The sequence below is a fragment of the Citrobacter sp. CK198 genome (assembly GCF_030333295.1).
In the GTDB taxonomy this organism is placed as follows: domain Bacteria; phylum Pseudomonadota; class Gammaproteobacteria; order Enterobacterales; family Enterobacteriaceae; genus Citrobacter_B; species Citrobacter_B koseri.
In genome coordinates this window covers 182,859-207,035 of sequence record NZ_JAOWGE010000023.1, presented here as the reverse complement: position 1 = coordinate 207,035, position 24,177 = coordinate 182,859, and the positions used below count along the sequence as shown (strand labels likewise).

The 24,177-nt window shown below is 55.4% G+C and carries 21 protein-coding genes and 1 pseudogene; 10 read left to right on the top strand and 12 right to left on the bottom strand.

Features of this window, described 5'->3' with window-relative positions:
• Positions 1-48 precede the first annotated feature (48 nt).
• Positions 49-870 (top strand): serine O-acetyltransferase, encoded by an 822-nt coding sequence (gene cysE / locus OGY62_RS03425; protein ID WP_012135745.1) that lies wholly within the window; start codon positions 49-51, stop codon positions 868-870.
• Positions 871-952: 82 nt separating this feature from the next.
• Here the strand turns inward: cysE and trmL are convergent, their stop codons facing one another.
• The 5 genes from trmL to OGY62_RS03400 all read right to left on the bottom strand — a co-directional run bounded on the left by trmL (position 953) and on the right by OGY62_RS03400 (position 5,816).
• Positions 953-1,426 (bottom strand): tRNA (uridine(34)/cytosine(34)/5-carboxymethylaminomethyluridine(34)-2'-O)-methyltransferase TrmL, encoded by a 474-nt coding sequence (gene trmL, locus OGY62_RS03420; RefSeq protein ID WP_286459087.1) that lies wholly within the window; start codon positions 1,424-1,426, stop codon positions 953-955.
• A 140-nt stretch (positions 1,427-1,566) separates the two neighbouring features.
• Entirely contained in the window at positions 1,567-2,757 is a 1,191-nt protein-coding gene (gene lldD / locus OGY62_RS03415) for a quinone-dependent L-lactate dehydrogenase (RefSeq protein ID WP_047460285.1), read from the bottom strand.
• On the bottom strand, positions 2,754-3,530 hold the full coding sequence (gene lldR / locus OGY62_RS03410) for a transcriptional regulator LldR (protein ID WP_012135741.1): 777 nt from the start codon (positions 3,528-3,530) through the stop codon (positions 2,754-2,756). The genes lldD and lldR overlap by 4 nt, the downstream gene beginning before the upstream one ends.
• Positions 3,527-5,182, bottom strand: a complete 1,656-nt coding sequence (lldP, locus tag OGY62_RS03405) for an L-lactate permease (RefSeq protein WP_047460287.1) — start codon at positions 5,180-5,182, stop codon at positions 3,527-3,529. The genes lldR and lldP overlap by 4 nt, the downstream gene beginning before the upstream one ends.
• Positions 5,183-5,453: 271 nt before the next feature.
• Positions 5,454-5,816, bottom strand: coding sequence for a YibL family ribosome-associated protein (locus tag OGY62_RS03400; protein WP_012135739.1), 363 nt, complete (start codon positions 5,814-5,816; stop codon positions 5,454-5,456).
• A gap of 290 nt (positions 5,817-6,106) precedes the next feature.
• Here OGY62_RS03400 and OGY62_RS03395 point away from each other — a divergent pair, with 290 nt between their 5' ends.
• The gene (locus OGY62_RS03395) at positions 6,107-6,316 is read left to right on the top strand and encodes a hypothetical protein (protein ID WP_012135738.1); all 210 of its coding nucleotides are present in this window, start codon (positions 6,107-6,109) and stop codon (positions 6,314-6,316) included.
• A gap of 12 nt (positions 6,317-6,328) precedes the next feature.
• Here the strand turns inward: OGY62_RS03395 and mtlR are convergent, their stop codons facing one another.
• The 3 genes from mtlR to mtlA all read right to left on the bottom strand — a co-directional run bounded on the left by mtlR (position 6,329) and on the right by mtlA (position 10,120).
• Entirely contained in the window at positions 6,329-6,919 is a 591-nt protein-coding gene (gene mtlR, locus OGY62_RS03390; RefSeq protein WP_012135737.1) for a mannitol operon repressor MtlR, read from the bottom strand.
• On the bottom strand, positions 6,916-8,064 hold the full coding sequence (mtlD, locus tag OGY62_RS03385; protein ID WP_024131058.1) for a mannitol-1-phosphate 5-dehydrogenase: 1,149 nt from the start codon (positions 8,062-8,064) through the stop codon (positions 6,916-6,918). The genes mtlR and mtlD overlap by 4 nt, the downstream gene beginning before the upstream one ends.
• A 142-nt stretch (positions 8,065-8,206) precedes the next feature.
• Positions 8,207-10,120: a PTS mannitol transporter subunit IICBA gene (gene mtlA, locus OGY62_RS03380; RefSeq protein WP_286459082.1), complete on the bottom strand. Its 1,914-nt coding sequence runs from the start codon at positions 10,118-10,120 to the stop codon at positions 8,207-8,209.
• Between the two features lie 531 nt (positions 10,121-10,651).
• On the opposite strand from mtlA, the gene OGY62_RS03375 reads away from it, so the two are divergent.
• The 8 genes and pseudogenes from OGY62_RS03375 (at position 10,652) to OGY62_RS03340 (ending at position 20,372) form a co-directional block, all read left to right on the top strand.
• Positions 10,652-11,035 carry a DUF3302 domain-containing protein gene (locus OGY62_RS03375; protein WP_200093278.1) on the top strand — a complete coding sequence of 128 codons (384 nt, stop codon included), beginning with the start codon at positions 10,652-10,654 and terminating at the stop codon, positions 11,033-11,035.
• A gap of 2 nt (positions 11,036-11,037) precedes the next feature.
• The gene (locus OGY62_RS03370; protein ID WP_012135732.1) at positions 11,038-12,174 is read left to right on the top strand and encodes an HlyD family secretion protein; all 1,137 of its coding nucleotides are present in this window, start codon (positions 11,038-11,040) and stop codon (positions 12,172-12,174) included.
• 174 nt (positions 12,175-12,348) lie between these two features.
• Complete coding sequence (locus OGY62_RS03365) at positions 12,349-12,957, top strand: glutathione S-transferase (protein WP_047460300.1); 609 nt, start codon at positions 12,349-12,351, stop codon at positions 12,955-12,957.
• A 99-nt stretch (positions 12,958-13,056) separates the two neighbouring features.
• Complete coding sequence (gene selA, locus OGY62_RS03360; protein WP_286459080.1) at positions 13,057-14,448, top strand: L-seryl-tRNA(Sec) selenium transferase; 1,392 nt, start codon at positions 13,057-13,059, stop codon at positions 14,446-14,448.
• Complete coding sequence (selB, locus tag OGY62_RS03355) at positions 14,445-16,292, top strand: selenocysteine-specific translation elongation factor (protein ID WP_286459078.1); 1,848 nt, start codon at positions 14,445-14,447, stop codon at positions 16,290-16,292. Before selA ends, selB begins: the two co-directional genes overlap by 4 nt.
• Before the next feature lie 186 nt (positions 16,293-16,478).
• Positions 16,479-17,630 (top strand): L-threonine dehydrogenase, encoded by a 1,152-nt coding sequence (yiaY, locus tag OGY62_RS03350; protein WP_114848108.1) that lies wholly within the window; start codon positions 16,479-16,481, stop codon positions 17,628-17,630.
• Positions 17,631-17,840: 210 nt separating this feature from the next.
• A pseudogene (aldB, locus tag OGY62_RS03345) lies at positions 17,841-19,379 on the top strand (aldehyde dehydrogenase AldB).
• A gap of 579 nt (positions 19,380-19,958) precedes the next feature.
• Positions 19,959-20,372 carry a winged helix-turn-helix domain-containing protein gene (locus tag OGY62_RS03340; protein ID WP_012135723.1) on the top strand — a complete coding sequence of 138 codons (414 nt, stop codon included), beginning with the start codon at positions 19,959-19,961 and terminating at the stop codon, positions 20,370-20,372.
• Positions 20,373-20,457: 85 nt separating this feature from the next.
• On the opposite strand, the gene araD is transcribed toward OGY62_RS03340, so the two are convergent.
• From araD to OGY62_RS03320, 4 genes are read right to left on the bottom strand one after another with little or no spacing between them, the layout of a single operon-like run.
• Positions 20,458-21,153, bottom strand: a complete 696-nt coding sequence (gene araD / locus OGY62_RS03335) for an L-ribulose-5-phosphate 4-epimerase (RefSeq protein ID WP_012135722.1) — start codon at positions 21,151-21,153, stop codon at positions 20,458-20,460.
• Positions 21,147-22,007, bottom strand: a complete 861-nt coding sequence (locus OGY62_RS03330; RefSeq protein ID WP_012135721.1) for an L-ribulose-5-phosphate 3-epimerase — start codon at positions 22,005-22,007, stop codon at positions 21,147-21,149. The genes araD and OGY62_RS03330 overlap by 7 nt, the downstream gene beginning before the upstream one ends.
• Positions 22,000-22,662, bottom strand: a complete 663-nt coding sequence (ulaD, locus tag OGY62_RS03325; RefSeq protein WP_058668274.1) for a 3-keto-L-gulonate-6-phosphate decarboxylase UlaD — start codon at positions 22,660-22,662, stop codon at positions 22,000-22,002. The genes OGY62_RS03330 and ulaD overlap by 8 nt, the downstream gene beginning before the upstream one ends.
• Positions 22,659-24,164 (bottom strand): FGGY-family carbohydrate kinase, encoded by a 1,506-nt coding sequence (locus tag OGY62_RS03320; RefSeq protein ID WP_110493659.1) that lies wholly within the window; start codon positions 24,162-24,164, stop codon positions 22,659-22,661. The genes ulaD and OGY62_RS03320 overlap by 4 nt, the downstream gene beginning before the upstream one ends.
• Positions 24,165-24,177: the final 13 nt, after the last annotated feature.

Genomic DNA, 24,177 nt, shown 5'->3' with positions numbered 1-24,177 from the left:
GGCCCGCGAAGAACGGGCCGGTCGTTAGCCTGATACCTGGAGTCAGCAATGTCATGTGAAGAACTGGATATCGTCTGGAACAATATTAAAGCCGAAGCCCGGGCTCTGGCGGACTGTGAGCCGATGCTGGCCAGTTTCTACCACGCGACGCTACTCAAGCATGAAAACCTGGGCAGTGCGCTGAGCTATATGCTGGCGAACAAACTCGCATCTCCGATTATGCCTGCCATCGCCATCCGTGAAGTGGTGGAAGAGGCCTACGCCGCCGACCCGGAAATGATCGCCTCTGCTGCCTGTGATATTCAGGCGGTACGCACCCGCGACCCGGCGGTAGACAAATACTCGACGCCGCTTCTGTATCTGAAAGGCTTCCATGCTCTCCAGGCCTACCGTATCGGCCACTGGTTATGGAATGAAGGCCGCCGCGCGCTGGCGATATTCCTGCAAAATCAGGTTTCTGTCACCTTCCAGGTCGATATTCACCCGGCGGCGAAAATTGGACGCGGCATTATGCTCGATCACGCGACGGGGATTGTGGTCGGTGAAACGGCGGTAATCGAAAACGATGTCTCGATCCTGCAATCCGTCACGCTTGGCGGGACCGGGAAAACCAGCGGCGATCGTCATCCCAAAATTCGTGAAGGCGTGATGATTGGCGCCGGGGCGAAGATCCTTGGCAATATCGAAGTGGGGCGCGGCGCGAAGATTGGCGCGGGCTCCGTGGTCTTACAGCCCGTACCGCCACACACCACCGCAGCGGGCGTTCCGGCGCGGATTGTCGGCAAGCCCGACAGCGATAAGCCGTCAATGGATATGGATCAGCATTTTAACGGGATTCACCATACGTTCGAATACGGCGACGGCATCTGACTTTATGCCCGGTGGCGCTACCGCTTACCGGGTCTACCAGTTCCGTAGGTCGGATAAGGCGTCAGCCGCCATCCGACAAAAATCAACGACGCAATACCGCGCCAGGATACCCCAACTGGCGCCATGCCTCATACACCACGACCGACACCGCGTTCGACAGGTTCATGCTGCGGCTGTCCGGCATCATTGGAATACGAATTTTTTGTTCTGCGGGCAGAGCGTCGAGAATGGTCCCCGGTAAACCGCGCGTTTCCGGGCCAAACATCAGGTAGTCCCCATCCTGATAGCTCACCGCGCTATGGGCAGGGGTGCCTTTGGTGGTCAGAGCAAACAGACGCTGTGGGTTTTCGGCGGCGACAAAGGCGGCGTAATCGTGATGGCGCTGTACGGCGGCAAACTCATGATAGTCCAGCCCCGCACGGCGCAGACGTTTATCATCCCATGTGAAGCCCATCGGCTCGATAATATGCAGACGAAAACCGGTATTGGCGCAAAGACGAATAATATTGCCGGTGTTTGGTGGGATTTCTGGTTCGAATAATACGATATTCAACATGCTTAACTGCCCCCTTAAGTGCGGGGGGCAGAATAGCAGAAAATACGTTCACCCTCACCCTGTAGGCCTGATAAGCGTAGCGCCATCAGGCTCCCCGATGCACATTACATTGCCGGATGGCGGCTGACGCCTTATCCAGCCTACGCCGCATCACCCTGCGATAGTGGCGCCAGCGCAGCCGGAACAGACTTACCGAGTTCCTGCACCAGCGAATCACGGCTGATCTCGCTGATTGATTTTGCGCCGGTCAGCGTCATGGCGACCTTCATCTCTTTTTCGATCAGATCCAGCAGGTTCGCCACGCCAGCCTGACCCGCCGTCGCCAGCGCGTACAGATACGCACGGCCAAGCAGTACGCTATCGGCCCCAAGCGCAATCATGCGTACCACGTCCAGACCATTACGAATTCCGCTGTCCGCCAGAATGGCGATATCGCCTTTCACCGCGTCGGCAATGGCGGGCAGGGCGCGGGCGGAGGAGAGTACGCCGTCGAGCTGGCGGCCGCCGTGGTTAGAGACCACGATGCCATCAGCGCCAAAGCGTACCGCGTCGCGGGCGTCTTCGGGATCGAGGATCCCTTTGATCACCATTGGGCCGTCCCAGAATTCACGGATCCACTCCAGGTCTTTCCAGGAAATCGACGGATCGAAGTTGTTCGCCAGCCAGCCGATGTAATCTTCCAGCCCGGTCGGTTTGCCAAGGTAGGCGGAGATATTGCCCAGATCGTGCGGACGACCGTTCAGGCCGACATCCCAGGCCCATTGCGGATGGGTTGCAGCCTGCCAGTAGCGGCGCAGGGCGGCATTCGGGCCGCTCATCCCGGAGTGGGCGTCACGGTAACGCGCGCCAGGCGTTGGCATATCGACGGTAAAGACCAGCGTGGAGCAGCCCGCCGCTTTGGCGCGCTCCAGCGCGTTACGCATAAAACCGCGATCGCGCAGGACGTACAGCTGGAACCACATCGGGCGTTTAATCGTCGGCGCGACTTCCTCGATAGGGCAGACAGAAACGGTGGAGAGGGTAAACGGAATCCCTTTCGCATCGGCGGCGGCGGCGGCCTGAACTTCACCGCGACGCGCATACATTCCGCACAGGCCAACCGGAGCCAGTGCAACCGGCATCGACAGCTTTTCGTTAAACAGGGTGGTTTCCAGGCTCAGGTCGGACATATTCTTCAGCACGCGCTGGCGGAGCGCCACCTCTGACAAGTCTTCCACGTTACGACGCAGGGTGTATTCCGCATAGGCGCCGCCGTCGATGTAGTGGAACAAGAAAGGGGGCAGAATGCGTTGGGCTGCGGCGCGATAATCGCTGGCTGCTGAAATGATCATGCTTTGTTCTCCCTGGAAATCTCATTATGGTCACCGGGCAGGCGGGTAATACGCGCCTGGCGGGCCTGGTCTTCATCAAATCGTTTAATGGTGGTGTGGACGAAACTGAGGTGCGCCATCATGGCTTTACGTGCGCCGTCGGCATCACCGGCCAGAATGGCGTCCATCACCGCCTGATGTTGTTCCGTCAGTTTTGAAAACACCGGCGGAACGAGATACATACGCTGGCGGCTCTGCTTCACGGATGATTGCAGGACATCAAAGAAGCCGCGCATGGTCTGCAACAGCACGACGTTGTGCGAGGCCTCCGCAATCGCGAGATGGAAGCGAACATCCGCCTGAGAGGCGAGGTCCGGGTCTTCACTGAGCGTGGCGTCAAAGCAGAGCTTAATTTTCTCTTTATCAGCGGGTGTGGCGCGCATTGCAGCGTGCCACGCGGTGCTGGCTTCAATGGCGTGGCGGGCTTCCAGAATGTCGAAGCTGTAGTCCGGGTCGTCCGCCATCAGCGTTTTCAACGGCTGAACGATATTCTGTTCGGACCAGGTTTCATGCTGCCAGCGAACGAACGTTCCGCCGCCCCGGCGGCTGATCAGCACGCCTTCACTGACCAGTTTCGCCAGCGCCTCGCGCAGAGAATTGCGCGACACGCCCAGTTGTACGGCCAGCTGGCGCTCGGCGGGCAACTTCATGCCCGCCTCCAGCTGTTGTTCTTCAATCAGCGCCCGCACACGAGAAGCGACCTCGTCTGACAGGCGTTTTGGCATCACAATCACGGAATCATCCAGGTTAAGACATAGGCCTGAAGTGTGGTAATCACACCCACCATGCAGGTGAAAATCAGGCTGTGTTTAACGGTAAAGCGGAACAGGTCGGACTCTTTCCCTACCAGACCCACTGCCGCACAGGCAATGGCGATAGACTGCGGAGAGATCATCTTACCGGTTACGCCGCCGGTGGTATTCGCCGCCACCATCAGCACGTCAGAGACGCCGATTTGCTGGGCGGCCGTCGCCTGCAGGGCGGCAAACAGCGCGTTTGATGAGGTATCAGACCCCGTCAGGAATACGCCCAGCCAGCCAAGGAACGGCGAGAAGAAGGTAAAGGCGCTGCCCGTATGCGCCAGCGCTAACGCCAGCGTAGAGGAGAGCCCGGAGTAGTTAGAGATAAACGCGAATGCCAGCACCATCCCGATGGAGTAAATCGGCAGCGCTAACTCTTTCAGCGTGCTGCCGAATGTCTGGATTGCGGCAGATGGTTTCATTTTCAGCCAGACGACGGACAGCAGCGCAGCGAACAGAATGGCCGTACCGGTAGCGGAGAACCAGTCGAACTTATAGACCGCAGCGTAGGCGGTTGCCTCATGCACCACTGGCGGCATACGGGCAACCAGCTTATCGAGATGCGGAACCGGAATATTAATCACCCAGTCGTACAGCGCGCCGCCTGGGGCAAACATCGCTTTAAACGGCGGAACGCTCCAGAGGGTAACGGTCGCTGTCAGGAACAGGAACGGCGACCATGCGCGAACGATTTGACCAACCGTGTAATGGGTGCGGTCCAGCGTCTGATCGACCTGTGAAGCGCCCATATCGCCAAAGCGGAAAATACGTACCGGCTGCCAGCGTTTCAGGAACAGCGTCAGACAGACCAGCGAGACCAGCGACGAGATGATGTCCGGCAGTTCCGGGCCGATAAAGTTAGAGCTGAGGTACTGGGCGATAGCAAATGAACCACCCGCCACCATCACCGCAGGCCAGGTCTCTTTCACGCCGCGCCAGCCGTCCATAATCGCCATGATCCAGAACAGTACGATAATGGTCAGGAACGGCAGTTGACGGCCGACCATCTGGCCGATCTCAAAGCTGTCCAGCCCGGTGACCTGACCGGCCACCAGAATCGGAATCCCCATCGCGCCAAACGCGACCGGCGCGGTGTTGACGATCAGGCACAAACCCGCCGCATACAGCGGATTAAAGCCCAGGCCGACTAGCAGAGCCGCAGTAATCGCCACTGGCGCGCCAAAGCCCGCTGCCCCTTCAAGGAATGCCCCGAAGGAAAAGCCGACGATCAGCATTTGCAGACGCTGGTCAGGGGTAATCGACAATATTGATGACCGGATGATGTCGAATTGCCCGGTTCTGACAGAGATTTTATAGACAAAGACGGCGGCGATAATGATCCAGGCAATCGGCCACAGACCATAGAAGAAGCCATACACCACCGCAGCCAGAGCGTTATCCACCGGCATTTTGTAAAACAGCAGCGCGACAGCCAGCGCGATTGCGACCGTCCAGGAGGCGGCGATGTAGCCTTTCAGCTTGAGCTTAATCAGCGCGAAGAAAAAGAACAGGATCGGAAGCGATGCGATCAGGCTGGAAATCCAGATGTTACCGGCCGGATCGTAGTTTTGTTGCCAGAGATTCATTGCAGGTCTCCTGAGGGCCACACGCATAATGCAATGAGTCTTTTGCTCATCTCTTTGTCACATTATGTGTAAAAGTGGCCCTGCCAATATTGTGATGTAGGGGTAATGACAATGAATGGTTAATCAAATGTTGCTTATTGGCAACGCTAGTGTAGGTGAATTTTAATGAACTGTGAACCAGTGATCGGATTAAGGGATAATTGGTTGGGCCAATTGAGGGGGGGGGAGGGAAAGGGCGGGCCGGGCAAGCGTGCGCGTACCCGGCAGAAGGTTAAAACTCGGTTTTTGCGAAACCGGTCATCTCTTTCAGGCCCATTTCACGGCCTAACGCCGTCATTGGGTGGACGACAACCAGACCGCGCACGCTTTTCTTCAGCTTGCCCATATCGGCCTGTTCTTTTTTGGTAATCGCGCGGCGAAACGGCAGGTTCATCAGCTTTTGCGCTTCTTTACTCAGCTTCTGGCTGTGAACGTCACGCAGGCGCACGATCTCGGCTTCCAGCGTGGCTTTCTCTTTTTCCAGCTCGGCATATTTGTCAGCGGCATCAACAAGGGATAGCGAGGCCTGCTGGTGGCGGATGGCGTCCAGGCGATCGCTCAGACGTTTAATTTCGTTTTTTTCGACTTCTTTCATGGGATAGCTTCTGATGGAACCAGGATGAATTTTCTATAGTATGCGCGCAGAGCGGGATTATTCACAACTAATGGGATAAAAATAATCAAATAAGGCAAGTATTATAATGCTAATTGATTGTGTAACGTCTTGATTTAATACTTATTTAATAAACAAAACGTGATGTTAACGGTTTCTGCATGGCGGTTTGCGATTAAGCACGTTTTCCCCAATAGAAAACCCTGTCTGAGCCTAAACTAAAATTAGCGGCCGCGCATTCCCCGACGCGGAGAATACATGGAGATATCATCATGGTCAAAATAGGTGACAACGTTCCGCTTCTTATTGATAAGGCTGTAGATTTTATGGCTTCGAGTCAGGCATTTCGGGAGTATCTGAATAAAACGCCGCCGCGCGATATGGTTCCTGATGAGGTGCCGAAGGCAAATGCGCAGATGTACCTGCAACGTCTGGAATATTATCGCCAGCTCTATCAGCCGCAGCCGGAAGAAAAACAGTAAGTGGTTGACGGTCTATTTTTGAAAGGCTTTTTTTAAGCTGATTTTAGAAATCAGCTCGGTCAGGGAAAGCACCATCGTTGAGCGTACCGCTTGCTGGTAGCGCTGAATTTGCATGGCGTATAAACCCGGGTCAGAGGTCTCAAAATGCGGCGGCGGCGGTAACGCCGTCACGCAGTGCAGTTCGCCAAACGGCCCGAGAATTTCGTCGTCGGTGAACGCATATTCATTACCGTCGTGATTCAGTTCTTCACGCAACGCCATCAGCAGTTCCGCATCTTCGTATTCAGGGCGACTGAGTACTCCCAGACCGTAGATCAGTTTCAGACGTACCGAGAGATCGCCCAGCGGTCCATCGCCGTCGAGCAACGGTTCCACTGCGTATTTCACCGCATAATCGTCTTTGCGAAACACCTGAAGTACCAGAATATTCACCGCCTCGGTGAGTAACTCTACGGCGGTGATGAGGAAACTTCGTACGGTTTTGCCAGCATTCAGACGCTCAAGCACGCGGTTTTCAAAGGCCTGGGTTTGTTCCATTATTGCCTGCATATCTGACAATCTGTCATTCGGGCGCAGGATGACCTGCGCCGTATTTTGCCTCATTTGGTCGCGTTGTATGCGTTAACCGCCTCCGCTACCACTTCGCTGTTTACATCCAGCCCGGAAATTTGCGCCAGCGCTTCCTGCGGCCCTTTCTCTGCGATCAGCGCAGCCAGTTCCTGGGCCTGCGGATCGTCTTCGCTGGTAAAGTGCATCGCGGCAGCGATACCGTTGACCAGGTTAACGTGCGGCAGGCCGTATTCCAGCGTGCCCAGCAGCGGTTTGATCAGACGGTCGCCCGCACTCAGTTTACGCAGCGGCTGGCGGCCAACGCGCTCAACGTCATCTTTCAGATACGGGTTTTCAAAACGACCGAGGATTTTCTGAATGTATGCCGCATGTTTGTCGGCATCAAAACCGTAGCGTTTGATCAGTACCGCGCCGCTCTCTTCCATCGCCCCTTTTACCACAGCGCGGATTTTCTCATCGAGAATCGCGTCACGGATGGTCTGATGACCGGTTAATTTTCCGAGGTACGCGGTTATAGCATGCCCGGTGTTCAGCGTGAAGAGTTTACGTTCGACAAATGCCATCAGGTTATCGGTTAATTCCATACCTGGAATATCTGGCAGCGCGCCTTTGAACTGCGTTTTATCGACAATCCACTCGCTGAAGGTTTCCACGGTGACTTCCAGCGGGTCGTTCGTGGCGGAGGCGGAAGGCGGCACGATACGGTCGACGGCGGAATCGACAAAACCGACATGCTGTTCAACCCAGGCTTTGTCTTCATCCGCCAGGGCGTTCATCACATGACCTTTCAATTGCGTGGTGCCGCGCACCATGTTTTCGCAGGCAATGATGTTAAGCGGCGCTTCAATTCCTTGCGTTTTACGTTTAACCAGGCCTTTGGCGATGGCCGGAGCAATGCGTTCCAGTACTACTGGCCCAACGGCGGTCGTGACCAAATCGACATGCGCAATCAGCTCAACCACGTCATCGCTGATGCTGCTCACGGCATTAACGCCGGAAACCGTATCAACCTGCTCATTTTCACCCACCACATGAACCTGATAGCTATGACGGGCATTCAGGGCGTCGAGCACGACCTGGTTTACATCCGCGAACGTCAGTTGTATCCCCGCGTCAGCCAGCAGTTTGCCGATAAATCCACGACCGATATTACCTGCGCCAAAATGTAATGCTTTCATAGTGTTAACCTTCATTAATGTTTTTACCCGAGAGGGCTGGGGTGAGGGACCGCATGGCTTCCCCCCTCACCCAAACCCTCTCCCTTGCGGGAGAGGAAACCGTACACCGCAGGCCCGGTAGCAGCGCCACCGGGCAACGGACTTACTTACGACCGGCCAGCAGTTCCAGCACTTCATCCACGCTGGTGGTATGCGCCAGACGCTCGATCACGGACTCATCATCCAGCGCGTTAGTCAGGCTGGTGATGACCTGGATGTGCTCGTTGTTACGCGCCGCGATACCAATGACCAGGCGGGCGATATCGTCTTCTTCTTCACCGAAGCGAACGCCTTCCGGGTACTGGCAGAAGACCACACCGGTTTTCAGCACACGGTCTTTGGCTTCCACGGTGCCGTGCGGTACGGCGATAGACTCACCCAGATAAGTCGGGGTCAGTTTTTCACGTTCCAGCATGGCGTCGATGTATTCTGGCTCAACATAACCGCCTTTCACCAGTTGCTCGCCCGCAAAGCGAATGGCTTCTTCTTTAGTGGCGGCTTTACGACCCAGGAAGATGTTTTCTGCGCCCAGCTTGAACAGGTTGTTATCCCCTTCATCAAAGCTGTCTTTCAGATGGTCGCGTACTTTCTCTTCGTTGGTGTTGTGGCGCTGTGCGGCAACCAGACGTTCGGTCAGGCTGGTGTACAGCCCGCTATCCAGGAAGTTGGTCAGCGAAATGTGCTGCGCTTGCGGAACCTGGCGCATGGCGCGCTCGGTCAGGTCACGGTGAGTGATGACCAGGTCGACATCCGGCGGCAGGTTGTTGATCGCGCTGTTGGTGACGGAAATCTGGCTCAGACCCGCATCCTGAACTTTTTTACGCAGTACGCCCGCACCCATTGCGCTGGAACCCATACCGGCATCACAGGCAACGATGATTTTACGTACATGGCTCAGGTCGTTGGTCACATCGCCAGCGGACAGCGCGGATGCGCCTTTAGATTCCGCTTTCATGTCCTGCACGCGACGGGTTGCCGCGTCGATATCATCATCTTCTTTCACTTTGCTGGTTTTCAGCAGAATGGAGGCAATGATGAAAGAGACCGCCATAGCAGCGATAATCGCCGTGATGTTAGCGAAGTAGGCGCCTTTTGGCGTCATCGCCAGTACCGCCAGGATAGAACCCGGAGACGCCGGAGAAACCAGACCGCCGTTCAGGATGGTCAGCGTAAACACGCCAGTCATACCGCCGAGGATAACGGCCAGGATCAGACGCGGGTTCATCAGCACGTACGGGAAGTAAATTTCGTGGATACCGCCCAGGAAGTGGATGATTGCCGCACCGCCAGCAGACTGTTTTGCGCTGCCGCGACCGAAGAACATGTACGCCATCAGGATGCCCATACCCGGGCCTGGGTTAGCTTCGATCAGGAAGAAGATGGATTTACCCAGCTCATGGGACTGCTGAATACCCAGCGGCGAGAAGATACCGTGGTTGATCGCGTTGTTAAGGAACAGGATTTTCGCCGGTTCAACGAAGATAGACGCCAGCGGCAGCATGTCATGGACAACCATGAAGTTAACGCCGGCTGCCAGCAGTTTAGACAGGACTTCAACCGCCGGGCCAATGCCGAGGAATGCCAGAATCGCGAGGATCATCCCGATGATGCCAGCGGAGAAGTTATTCACCAGCATTTCGAAACCGGATTTGATCTTACCGTCTACCCAGCTATCGAATTTCTTGATGCAGTAGCCGCCCAGCGGGCCTGCGATCATTGAGCCGAGGAACATCGGCATATCCGCACCGACGATAACGCCCATCGTGGTGATAGCACCGACCACGCCGCCGCGCCCGCCGCCTACCAGCTTACCACCGGTATAACCGATCAGCAGCGGCAGGAGGTAGGTGATCATCGGACCAACGAGCTTTGCCAGCGTTTCGTTAGGCAACCACCCTGTTGGAATAAATAATGCGGTGATAATACCCCACGCGATAAACGCGCCGATATTTGGCATCACCATATTGCTGAGGAAACGACCAAAGCTTTGCACTTTGATCTTAATATCGGATGACATAAAAACACCCCTTCTTATGTTTGCTGTCGCGCAGGCTCGAAGCCCGAGGTTTGTTAATGTAGCGGCAGAGGTAGCCGGACCCTGTAGATAGTGCGAAATCTGGCACTGAATCGTTCAACTGTCCAGTTGCTGGCTTGTTGTGTGATTTAGATCACATGAATATAGGGTAGATGGTGGTTATTGATGTGATATTGATCACAAAACAGCTGTGTAAAAAAACAACAAACCCGGAATCACCGATGGAAATAGCGTTTAAATGTGAACTGTTTCACATTTTTGATTTGAGGGTTTGTTGAATTTTTGTGATCTAAATCACAAGATATTTTCATCCGAAACCTGTGTGGTGTGATCTTAAGCAGATTCCGTCTCATGCTTCATTCTGATGTGTAATTGAGCAACCTCTCGCCGTGCAAAATTATCTTTTGGTTTGATGGCGAAAATGGCGGACTCGAATTATGTTCAAAATATCGGTGGAATCGTAATACGCCGCCTGTCATTTAACACTCTTATTAGCGTGAAGCCGGAGCAGGTATGTTTCTAAATTATTTCGCGTTAGGGGTATTGATCTTTGTTTTTCTGGTGATTTTTTATGGAATCATCATGATTCATGACATCCCTTATCTGATCGCTAAAAAACGAAACCACCCCCATGCTGATGCTATTCATACTGCTGGTTGGGTCAGTCTGTTTACGCTTCATGTTATTTGGCCGTTTCTGTGGATTTGGGCCACGCTTTATCAGCCTGAACGGGGCTGGGGCATGCAAGCGCATGTTTCACCACAGGAAAAGGAGCCTGAGCCGGGGTCAGAACCGGAGCCTGACCCGGAACTTATCGCCTTGTCGAAACGTGTGGAAGCGCTGGAGCGAAAGCTGGCTGAGGTACAGTCCCCTGATATTCCCCCGTCGGAGAGCTAATCATGGATCTGTTGATTGTTTTGACCTACGTAGCATTAGCCTGGGCGGTATTTAAAATATTCAGGATTCCGGTGAATCAATGGACACTTTCCACGGCGGCATTAGGCGGGGTATTTTTAGTTAGCGGACTTATATTATTAATGAACTATAACCACCCCTATACTTTTACGGCGCAGAAAGCGGTTATTTCTATTCCCATTACGCCGCAGGTAACAGGTATTGTGAGTGAGGTAACGGATAAAAATAATCAGCTGATTAAAAAAGGCGATGTTTTATTCAAAATCGATCCCGTGCGGTATCAGGCGCGGGTCGACAGGTTACAGGCTGACCTGGTCACGGCCACGCATAATATACATACCCTGAAGGCGCAATTAGCGGAGGCTCAGGCCAATACCACGCGGGTGTCCGCAGAACGCGACCGCCTCTATAAGGATTATCAGCGCTATCTGAAAGGCAGTCAGGCGAGGGTGAATCCGTTTTCTGAAAGCGATATCGATAACGCGCGGCAAAACTATTTAGCGCAGGATGCGATGGTAAAAGGTTCTGTTGCTGAGCAAACGCAGATCCAGAGCCAACTGGACAGCATGGTCGATGGCGAGCAGTCGCAAATCGTCAGCCTGCGGGCGCAGCTGGCCGAGGCGAAATACAATCTTGAACAGACGGTTATTCGCGCGCCGAGCAATGGCTATGTGACCCAGGTGCTCATCCGGCCCGGTAGCTATGCCGCCGCGCTGCCGCTGCGCCCGGTAATGGTTTTTATTCCCGAACAAAAACGGCAAATTGTCGCCCAGTTCCGGCAGAACTCATTATTACGTCTTGAGGCGGGAGATGAGGCAGAAGTGGTGTTCAATGCGCTGCCCGGCCAGGTATTCCAGGGCAAGTTGTTGAGTATTTTACCGGTTGTGCCCGGCGGTTCTTACCAGGCGCAGGGAACATTACAGTCCTTAAGCGTAACGCCGGGGATGGACGGCGTGCTTGCGTTGATTGAGCTGGAGCCGAATAGTGATGTGGATGCCCTGCCTGACGGCATTTACGCCCAGGTTGCGGTTTACTCCGATCACTTCGCCCATGTCTCCGTGATGCGTAAGGTGCTACTGCGCATGACCAGCTGGATGCACTATCTTTATTTGGATCATTAAGCGGGTCGCCACCTGCTTTTTAGTAAAAATGCCTGATGGCGCTATGCTTATCAGACCGACAGGAACAATGTCTGCAATGTGTAGACCGGATAAGGCGCTTGCGCCGCCATCCGGCAAAACTAAGGCAGGATTTATTGATACCACTTTATTTTTTGTTGGCAAAAAGGACACGGCATGAAACTCATCGGCAGCTATACCAGCCCTTTTGTGCGAAAGATTTCGGTTTTATTGCTGGAAAAGGGCATCACTTTCGAATTTGTGAATGAACTTCCCTACAACGCGGAAAACGGCGTGGCGCAGTACAACCCGCTTGGCAAAGTCCCCGCGCTGGTGACGGATAAGGGAGAGTGCTGGTTCGATTCCCCGATAATCGCCGAATATATTGAGTTACTGGATATTGCTCCGGTGATGATTCCGCGTGAACCGCTGGCCTCACTGAAAGTACGGCAGATTGAAGCGCTGGCGGACGGCATTATGGATGCCGGTCTGGTTTCCGTGCGTGAACAGGCGCGCCCGGCGGCGCAGCAGTCTGAAACGGAACTGTTGCGCCAGCGCGAGAAAATCAACCGTAGTCTGGACGCGCTGGAAGGTTATCTGGTGGACGGGACGATTAAGACCGATACCGTGAATCTGGCAACCATCGCCATTGCCTGCGCCGTGGGCTACCTCAATTTCCGCCGCGTGGCGCCGGGCTGGTGTGTGGACAGACCGCACTTAGTCAAACTGGTGGAAACGCTCTTTCAACGCGAAAGCTTTGCCCGCACGGAACCGCCAAAGGCTTGATGCGCATTATGTCCGCCTGAGCAAACTCACGGTACAATCCCCCTCATGTCGATATCCCTCTCCGCACCGGAGGGGGCCACCAACAGCCAGGCCTTTTTCATGACAACCGAAACGCGTTCACTCTACAGCCAGCTTCCTGCTATCGATCGCTTACTGCGTGACAGCACTTTTCTCTCTTTACGTGATACCCACGGGCATACCAGGGTGGTGGATCTGCTTCGCCAGATGTTGGATGAAGCAAGGGAAGCGATTCGCGATACGCAGGCGCTGCCCGCGTGGTGCGAGAACTGGGCGCAAGAGGTGAATATCCGGCTGGCGAAAGAGGCGCAAAGCGCGCTGCGTCCGGTGATTAACCTGACGGGAACGGTGCTGCACACCAATCTGGGGCGTGCGCAGCAGGCGGAAGAGGCGATTGACGCGGTGGCGCAGGCAATGCGCGCTCCGGTCACACTGGAATATGATCTGGATGGCGCCGGGCGCGGGCACCGCGATCGGGCGCTGGCGGATCTGTTATGTCGCATTACCGGGGCGGAAGACGCCTGTATTGTGAACAACAACGCGGCGGCCGTGTTGCTGATGCTGGCGGCGACGGCGAACGGTAAAGAGGTGGTGGTATCGCGTGGTGAACTGGTGGAGATTGGCGGCGCGTTTCGTATTCCTGATGTGATGCGTCAGGCGGGCTGTACGCTGCATGAAGTAGGCACCACCAACCGGACTCACGCGAAAGATTATCGTCAGGCGGTGAATGAAAACACCGGCCTGTTGATGAAAGTGCATACCAGTAATTACAGTATTGAAGGCTTCACCAAAGCGGTGGATGAGGCAGAGCTGGCCGCTATTGGGCTGGAGCTGGATATCCCGGTGGTGGCGGATCTGGGCAGCGGTTCGCTGGTGGATCTCAGTCAGTACGGCTTGCCGAAAGAACCGATGCCGCAGCAGCTGATTGCCGCAGGCGTCAGCCTGGTCAGCTTCTCTGGCGACAAGCTGCTGGGCGGGCCGCAGGCCGGGATCATTGTCGGCAAGAAAGAGATGATTGCGCAACTGCAAAGCCACCCGCTGAAGCGGGCCCTGCGTGCCGACAAAATGACGCTGGCGGCGCTGGAGGCAACACTGCAACTTTATCTGCACCCGGAAGCGCTGGCGGAGAAACTGCCGACGCTGCGGCTGTTAACCCGCAGTGAAGCGGCGATTCAGGCGCAGGCGCAGCGGCTACAGACGGCGCTTGCCGCACGCTTTAGCGCGGAGTTCGCGGTAAACGTGATGCCTTGCCTGTCGCAGATCGGCAGCGGTTCGCTGCCGGTTGATCGGCTGCCCAGCGTGGCGCTGACCTTTACGCCGCATGACGGGCGCGGAAGCCGTCTTGAGGCGCTGGCGGCTCGCTGGCGCGCGCTGCCGGTCCCGATCATTGGCCGAATTTACGATGGTCGCCTGTGGCTGGATATCCGCTGCCTTGAAGACGAGACCCGGTTTATGGAGATGATGTTGAAATGATTATTGCAACCGCCGGACACGTTGACCACGGAAAAACAACGCTATTACAGGCGATTACCGGCGTGAATGCCGATCGCCTGCCGGAAGAAAAAAAACGCGGCATGACTATCGATCTGGGGTATGCCTACTGGCCGCAGCCGGATGGCCGCGTACTGGGATTTATCGACGTTCCCGGTCATGAAAAGTTTCTCTCCAACATGCTGGCGGGCGTGGGCGGTATCGATCATGCGCTGTTGGTTGTCGCCTGTGATGACGGCGTGATGGCGCAGACCCGCGAGCATCTGCAAATTTTACAACTGACGGGTAATCCGCAGCTTACGGTTGCGCTGACCAAAGCCGACCGCGTGGACGACGCGCGAATCGAAGAGGTGCGGGAAGAGATTCTGGCGACGCTGGGCCATTACGGGTTTGCCGACGCGACGCTGTTTGTCACCGCCGCGAATGAAGGGCGTGGTATTGAGGCATTGCGCGAGCATTTACGGCAGTTGACGGGTCGCGCGCATCCCGGCCATCAGAGCTTTCGCCTGGCGATCGATCGCGCGTTTACGGTGAAAGGCGCAGGGCTGGTGGTGACCGGTACGGCGCTCAGCGGCGAAGTGAACGTCGGTGATACGCTGTGGCTTACCGGTGTGAATAAGCCCATGCGCGTGCGCAGCCTGCATGCGCAGAATCAGGCGACTGAACACGCTCATGCCGGACAGCGTATTGCGCTGAATATCGCGGGTGATGCGGAAAAAGAGCAGCTTAACCGTGGCGACTGGCTTCTCTCTGACGTACCGCCGGATGCCTTTTCACGCGTCATCGTTTCGTTAGAACATGCTGCGCCGCTCGTGCAATGGCAACCGCTGCATATTCACCACGCCGCCAGCCATGTCACCGGACGTATTTCCCTGCTGGAGGGCACGCTGGCGGAACTGGTGTTCGATACGCCGCTATGGCTTGCCGATAACGACCGGCTGGTATTACGCGATATTTCTGCCCGAACCACGCTTGCTGGCGCACGCGTGGTGACGCTCAACTCGCCGCGTCGCGGTAAACGTAAACCGGAATATCTGCAATGGCTGTCGGCGCTGGAAAACGCCAGGGATGACAGCGCCGCGCTGGCGACGCATCTCGAACGCGGCGCGGTGAATATTCCTGATTTCGTGTGGGCACGGCAGCTCAACGGCGACGGTATGCGCCAGCTTATTGAACAGCATGGTTTTATTCAGGCGGGTTACAGCCTGTTGAATGCCCCTGTCGCCGCGCGCTGGCAGCGTAAGATTCTGGATACGCTCGCGATGTACCACGAACATCATCGCGATGAACCCGGCCCAGGGCGCGAGCGTTTGCGGCGCATGGTGCTCCCGATGGAAGACGAAGCGCTGGTGCTGCTGCTCATCGACCGTATGCGTGAAAGCGGCGTGATTCACAGCCACCATGGCTGGTTGCATTTACCGGATCACAAAGCCGGTTTCAGCGACGAGCAGCAGGCCGTCTGGCAAAACATTGAGCCGCTGTTTGGCGACGACCCCTGGTGGGTGCGCGATCTGGCGAAAGAAAAGGGCGTGGACGAGCAGGTTATGCGGCAGGTGCTGCGACAGGCGGCACAGCAGGGCATGATTACCGCGATCGTGAAAGATCGTTATTACCGTAACGATCGGATTGTCGCTTTTGCGAACCTGATCCGCGAACTGGATCAGGAGAGAGGCTCGACCTGCGCCGCTGATTTTCGCGATCGGCTGAATGTTGGACGAAAACTCGCCATTCAGATTCTGGAGTATTTTGACCGGACAGGATTCACGCGCCGTCGCGGAAACGATCATTTATTACGCGATGCGTTATTATTTCCGGCAAAAGAATGATACGAATTATTAAAATAGAAAATGAATTAATACAATTATTTTCTTGAATTATATAAAGCACAGCAGGCGATGAACCTAATGTGCTTTTTTATATTTTATAATGGGAAAATAACAACAGCGATCATATTTTCACGACAGGTTCATCCGTATGCTGCCAGCCTTATTTCAGTAATTAAGGATGGTACAATGGCTGCTTCAACATTTTTTATTCCTTCCGTGAATGTAATCGGCGCTGGTGCATTAAAAGAAGCAATGAATACCATGGCGGAATATGGTTTTCGCCGTACATTAATTGTCACGGATAGCATGTTAACAACATTAGGCATGGCTGGAGATATTCAGAAAGCGTTGCAGGAACGCGATATTTTCAGCGTTATTTATGATGGCACGCAGCCGAACCCGACCACCGAAAACGTGGCTGCCGGGCTGAAACTCCTGAAAGAACACGGGTGCGATAGCGTAATTTCGCTGGGCGGCGGCTCTCCGCACGACTGCGCGAAAGGCATCGCGCTGGTGGCGGCGAACGGCGGCGACATCCGCGACTATGAAGGTGTGGATCGCTCCGCGAAACCTCAGCTACCGATGATTGCCATCAACACGACGGCGGGAACGGCATCAGAAATGACCCGCTTCTGCATCATTACGGATGAGGCGCGCCATATTAAGATGGCGATTGTGGATAAACACGTTACGCCGCTGCTCTCCGTGAATGACTCTTCGTTGATGATGGGGATGCCAAAATCGCTGACCGCCGCGACCGGCATGGATGCGTTAACCCACGCCATTGAAGCCTATGTTTCTATTGCCGCAACGCCGATTACTGATGCGTGCGCGCTGAAAGCCATCTCTATGATTGCGGAAAACCTGGCGATTGCCGTGGAAGAGGGCAGCAACGCGCAGGCGCGCGAAGCGATGGCCTATGCGCAATTCCTGGCTGGTATGGCGTTTAACAATGCTTCTCTGGGCTATGTCCACGCGATGGCGCACCAGCTCGGCGGCTTCTACAATCTGCCGCACGGCGTATGTAATGCGGTGCTGTTGCCGCACGTTCAGGTATTTAACAGCCAGGTCGCGGCAGGCCGTCTGCGCGACTGTGCGGCTGCGATGGGCGCTAATGTAACCGGGATGAGTGAAGCCGACGGTGCGAAAGCGTGCATTGACGCTATCCGTCAGCTGGCGCAGCAGGTCAACATTCCGGCGGGTCTGCGCGACCTGAATGTGAAAGAAGAAGATATTTCGGTGCTGGCGACCAATGCACTGAAAGACGCCTGTGGCCTGACCAACCCTATTCAGGCGACCCACGACGAGATCATGGCGATTTACCACGCGGCGATGTAATTGAGTGATTGCCGGATATACGCATCGTGTCATTCCGGCGTCATGCCCGATGGCGCTGTGCTTATCGGGCCTACACTGTGCGGTAAGGTGAAACGGCTTAAACATCCGCTTGTCTATATCGTGACCGCAGTCGTAAAGCAGTAAAAGGCTGGCGAAGATTTCGCCAGTCCCGTCTAACCTTTGTAGTACCCCTACAGTAAGGAGACGGTCATGACCAATAATCCCCCTTCAACGCGTATTCAGCCCGGCGAGTATGGTTTTCCTCTGAAATTAAAAGCCCGCTACGACAACTTTATCGGCGGAGACTGGGTCGCACCGGTAGACGGCGAGTATTACCAGAATCTGACGCCGGTGACCGGGCAACTGCTGTGTGAAGTCGCCTCTTCCGGCAAAAAAGATATCGATCTGGCGCTGGATGCCGCGCATAACGTGAAAGAACAGTGGGCGCATACGTCCGTGCAGGATCGCGCCGCGATTCTGTTTAAGATTGCCGATCGCATGGAGCAAAACCTGGAACTGCTGGCAACGGCGGAAACCTGGGATAACGGCAAACCCATCCGTGAAACCAGCGCCGCCGACGTGCCGCTGGCGATCGACCATTTCCGCTATTTTGCGTCCTGTATCCGCGCACAAGAGGGCGGTATCAGCGAAGTTGACAGCGAAACAGTGGCCTATCACTTCCATGAACCTCTGGGCGTGGTGGGGCAGATCATCCCGTGGAACTTCCCGCTGCTGATGGCGAGCTGGAAAATGGCCCCGGCGCTGGCGGCGGGGAACTGCGTGGTGCTCAAACCTGCGCGTCTGACGCCGCTTTCGGTTCTGTTGCTGATGGAAATCGTTGGCGACCTGCTCCCGCCGGGCGTGGTCAACGTCGTGAACGGCGCGGGCGGATAGATCGGCGAATATCTGGCGACGTCGAAGCGGATCGCGAAGGTGGCGTTTACCGGTTCGACGGAAGTCGGGCAACAGATCATGCAGTACGCGACACAAAACATTATCCCGGTAACGCTGGAGCTGGGCGGTAAGTCCCCCAATATTTTCTTCGCCGATGTGATGGATGAAGAGGATGCGTTTTTCGACAAGGCGCTGGAGGGCTTTGCGCTGTTTGCCTTTAACCAGGGCGAAGTTTGTACCTGCCCGAGCCGCGCGCTGGTACAGGAGTCCATTTATGAGCGCTTTATGGAGCGGGCCATTCGTCGCGTCGAAAGCATTCGCAGCGGTAACCCGCTCGACAGCGTTACGCAGATGGGCGCGCAGGTCTCCCAGGGTCAACTGGAAACCATCCTCAACTACATTGATATCGGTAAGAAAGAAGGCGCGGATGTGTTAACCGGCGGACGGCGCAAGCAGCTGGAAGGAGAGCTGAAAGAGGGCTATTACCTCGAACCGACCATCCTGTTTGGTAAGAACAATATGCGCGTCTTCCAGGAGGAGATTTTTGGCCCGGTGCTGGCGGTGACGACCTTCAGGACGATGGAGGAAGCGCTGGAACTGGCTAACGACACCCAGTACGGGCTTGGCGCCGGAGTCTGGAGTCGTAACGGCAACCTGGCGTACAAAATGGGGCGCGGTATTCAGGCGGGACGCGTATGGACCAACTGCTATCATGCTTACCCGGCGCATGCTGCGTTCGGCGGCTATAAGCAGTCGGGGATTGGCCGCGAAACCCACAAAATGATGCTGGAGCATTATCAGCAAACCAAATGTCTGCTGGTGAGCTATTCCGATAAACCGCTGGGGCTGTTTTAAGCGCCGTATAACCACGTTGCCGGATGGCGGCTTCGCCTTATCCGGCCTACGGGAAATCGCACATGTAGGCCCGATAAGCATAGCGCCATCGGGCATGAGGTTCGCCTTATCCGGCCTACGGGAAACCGCACATGTAGGCCCGATAAGCATAGCGCCATCGGGCATGAGGTTCGCCTTATCCGGCCTACGGGAAACCGCACTTGTAGGCCCGATAAGCGTAGCGCCATCGGGCAGATTTGCCGGGGAGAGTGAAGCCGCTGTTCGGTCGTTGGGAACCCGGCGCAGCATTATTAACTGTAATTTGAGATAAATATATAATATTTAATTGTCACATGCACCGGCCCTGTCTATTTAGCTTATACTGCTAATCGTTTGTCTTTAGTAATTACATTAATTTATACAAATATGTTTTTCAGCTATTAAACCTATACCCCATCAGAAAGGTGTGGGAAAAGAGTTGTGTCGGTTAACTATTGAAAATAAATTGCTTTTTTTTACACTTGAGGCTTACACAATAATCAAGGAGGAGGTGAACATGAGCAGGTATCTCTGGTTTAGCTCAACGTGAGTATCTAAAGTATGGAATATCAGTTACATGGATTTATGATTGGTAGGGAAATATTCCTTGATATTAACGAAGCTCGAATTTTCCGGCTGCCGGTTAATAAAATGGATAGCGTCATCTCTTTCTGTGGAGTGTTTTTTAATCGGACAATGCTCCATCTGTTTGTTTACCTTTTGGTCAATGCACGTTCTCAATATGTCTCAAAGGATGAATTACTCATCAACGTTTGGGAAAAAAATGAATTATGTGCTTCCACGCAGCGTTTATCTAAAGTCGTCAAAAATCTAAATAATAAATTAAGTCTGCTGGGGCTACCGAAGAATTCAATTGTCTGCGTGAAAGGAAGTGGATACATACTGGCACTGGATGATATTCAACCGCTTTATAGTGTGGTGGACAATGTAGATTATCAATACCGATATCGCTGAGGTCAGTAACCGTTTATTCCGTAGCGTGATGTCGCCTTCGGATTCTTACCCTGGACGTTTTACGCCCAGGGATTTTTTTATTGTCTTACTGCCCGTAATAGGCGTTCGCGCCGTGTTTACGCAGATAATGTTTGTCGAGCAATTCTGGCTGCATATCCGGTAGCTGTGGCGTGAGCTGGCGCGAAAACAGCCCCATATAGGCGCACTCCTCAAGCACCACGGCGTTATGCACGGCGTCAGCGGCGTCTTTCCCCCAGGCGAATGGCCCGTGTGAGTGGACTAATACCGCCGGGATTTGCATTGGGTTCAGACCGCGTTCTTCAAAGGTTTTGATGATTACCTCGCCCGTCTGGTATTCGTATTCCCCTTTAATTTCCTCCACGGTCATCAGCCGGGTACAGGGGATTGCGCCATAGAAATAGTCGGCATGCGTGGTGCCCCAGGCGGGCAGGTCAAGACCCGCCTGTGACCAGATCGTTGCATGGCGGGAATGGGTATGCACAATTCCGCCGATCTGCGGATAACGACGATAGAGCGCCAGATGCGTCGGCGTATCGGATGAGGGCTTTTTGCTGCCTTCAACGACCTTGCCGCTGGCGATCTCCACCACCACCATATCGTCGGCGGTCATGACGTCATATTCAACGCCGGAAGGTTTAATGACCATCAGTTTTCGCGTTTCATCTACGGCGCTGACGTTACCCCAGGTGAATGTCACCAGATGGTGTGCCGGAAGCGCCAGATTGGCTGCCAGCACCTCGGCTTTTAACTGCTCTAACATGTGAATCCTCCTTCCTGCATACGCGCTTCTATCCAGCGCCGCGCCTGGATAATTTCCAGCACCGGCTCTTTGGCCTTTTCCGTCCACATCTCAATCAAAAACGCGCCACGGTAGTTCAGCTCATGCAGCGTTTTGAAGATGCCTACAAAATCCACGCACCCTTCGCCGAACGGCACGTCGCGGAACTGACCGGGGCTGTTCTCTGTCACCGGCTGCGTGTCTTTCAGGTGGATGGCGGCGATGCGGTCAATACCGAGCTTCAGCTCAGCGGCGACGTCGTTGCCCCAGGCGCTGAGATTGCCGACATCCGGGTAAACGCTAAACCACGGCGAGGCGAGCAGCGCGTCCCATTTTTTCCATTTGCTGATGGAGTTCATAAAGGCGGTGTCCATGATCTCCACCGCCAGCATCACCTGCGCCGCTGCGGCTTGCTCCACCGCCCACGCCAGCCCTTCGGCAAAGCGTTGTTGCGTACCTTCGTCATGTTCTTCGTAATAGACGTCATAACCCGCCAGTTGAATGGTGCGGATACCCAGATCGCGCGCCAGGTGAATCGCTTTGGTCATGATGTCGCGCGCCCGCTGGCGTACGGCCTCATCGCGACTGCCGAAGGGAAAGCGACGATGCGCGGACAGGCACATTGACGGGATGGCCACGCCGGTTTCCAGCATGGCGGTCACCAGCGACGCCCGCTGCGTGGGGCTCCAGTCCAGGCGCGACAGGCGTTCGTCGGTCTCATCCACCGACATTTCGACAAAGTCAAAGCCGCAGCTTTTCGCCAGCACCAGGCGCTCCGGCCAACTGAGGTCTTTTGCCAGCGCTTTTTCATAGATACCTAACGGATGATTACGCATGCTGCTCTCCCCAGATGGCGTTAATTTGCGCGTGGAACCCGGCAGCAACCTGTGCCGGATGCGCCGCCCCTGCCAGCGCGCGTCCGGCGATAAATGCTTTGACGCGAATATCTTTAAACAACGGCAGATCGGCAGGCGTAATGCCGCCGGTAATCGACAGCTCCAGGCCAATATCAGAAAGCGCCTTCATCCGTGCCAGATCCGCGTCTCCCCACTGCTGTCCGCTGGCCTGCGCGTCGCGCCCACGGTGGTAAATCGCCTGGCGCACACCGGTGCGATACCAGGCGCGGGCATCGTCCAGCGTCCAGTTGCCGAACAGCTCCATCTGAATTTCACCGCCGCAGGATTGCGCGACGGCATGGCCTTTTTCCACCGTGGCGAGCGGCGCCGCACAGATAATCGTCATCCAGTTGGCGCCGGCGGCAAAAGCCTGCTGCGCGAGCGTTTCACCCGCATCGGCCACCTTCCAGTCGGCAACGATGATTTTATCCGGGCACTGGGCGCGCAGCGCTTTCACCGCGCCAAGCCCCTCGGTTAAACAGAGGATGGTGCCAGCCTCAACGATATCGACGTGGTCCTGTAACAGGGCGACATCGTGAAGCGCCGCCTGAAGGTTGGTGTGGTCGAGCGCCAGTTGCAGTAATGGTCGGCTCATAATGCGTGCTCCTTAATGCGGGCGTGGTAGCCCTGTAATGCCTGAATCAAATCCTGGTATTGGTGGTATTTGCGCTGATAAAGACGGTGCGCGGCCATGTCGGGCATCAGCGTGCGTACCGGGTGCCGTAAGGCGTGCTGAGCCTCGCTGAAACTGCGATATACGCCGGTGCCGACGCGGGCGGCGAGCGCGGCGCCAAAGCAGCCGGTCTCTTCAACCTGCGGCAGTTCGATGCGCAGGCCGCTGACATCCGCCAGCATCTGCATCCAGACGTCGGAGTGCGCCGGGCCGCCGGTTACGCGCAGGGTGTGAGCCTCAGTAAAGCGTTCGCGCATACGGTTGAGATGGGTCATGTGGCTGAACACCACCCCTTCGTAAATGGCCTGTAGCAGATGCGCTCGGGTATGCAGCGCCTGCATGCCGTAAAAGCCGCAGGTCATCTCCAGCCCGGCATTGCTGCCGTACAGAAACGGTAGGAAAAAGAGTTCGCCGCTCGCTTTCGGCAGACTGGCGACGGCCTGGTTGATCTCGTCAAAAGAGAGTTCGCCCCACTGGGCGGTAAACCATTCAAGATTGCCGGATGAGGTAGGGCTGGCTTCGTGAACGATGTACTGCCCGTCGTTGACGTAGCGGCCATAGACATAAGGGTGCGCTTCGTGGTCGCGCAACCCCTCGGTGATCCCGCTGGTCACCGCCCAGGTGCCCATCACCGCGTTGAGGGTGAATTCATCTTCAATACCGGCGCAGAGCGCGGTGGAAACCACGTCAAACAGACCGCCGACGACGGGCGTGCCCGCCTTCAGACCGGTGATGGCGGCTGCCTGAGCAGTGATCTCCCCGCATATTTCGGCTGACCCCATAATGGGGGGCAGCGCATCGTCGATTTCACTGATGCCCAACCATTGGGTCAGGCGCGGGTCATACTGCCCGCTGCTCATGTTGTAGAGGTTGGACTCAGAAATGTTGCTCTCTTCGCACCCTTTTATGCCGGTTAAGCGCCAGCGCAGATAGTCATGCCCCATCATCACGCAGCCAATTTGTGCGTAACGTTGAGGGTCGTTCTCTTTAATCCAGCGCAGCAGAGAGGCGGGATGCCCGGTCCACAGCGTCTGACGGGTAACGGGGTAAAGCTGTTCAGGAATGCCGTCCTGCTGCCAGCGCTGGACAATCTTCAGCGCCCGGCGGTCGGAAGAGAGAATGGCGCTGCCCAGCGGCTGATCCTGCCTGTCGAGCAGAAACAGTCCTTTACCCTGAGCGGAGATACCGACGCCTTTAATTTGCTCGCCGGAGATGCCTGTACGCTGCAAAAGCCCGGCAATGGTGGCTGCACACTGTTGCCAGAGCTGGTGCATGTCGCGTTCGGCGTAACCCGGCAGTGGCGTTGCCGTCTGTAACGACTGCCGGTTGATCCCATGCTCATGACCTTTGGCGTCATACAAACCGGCTTTCAGATAAGTACCGCCACAATCGATGCCCAGCCAGAAGGCCTCTTTCTCTCTCATCTTTCATGTCTCA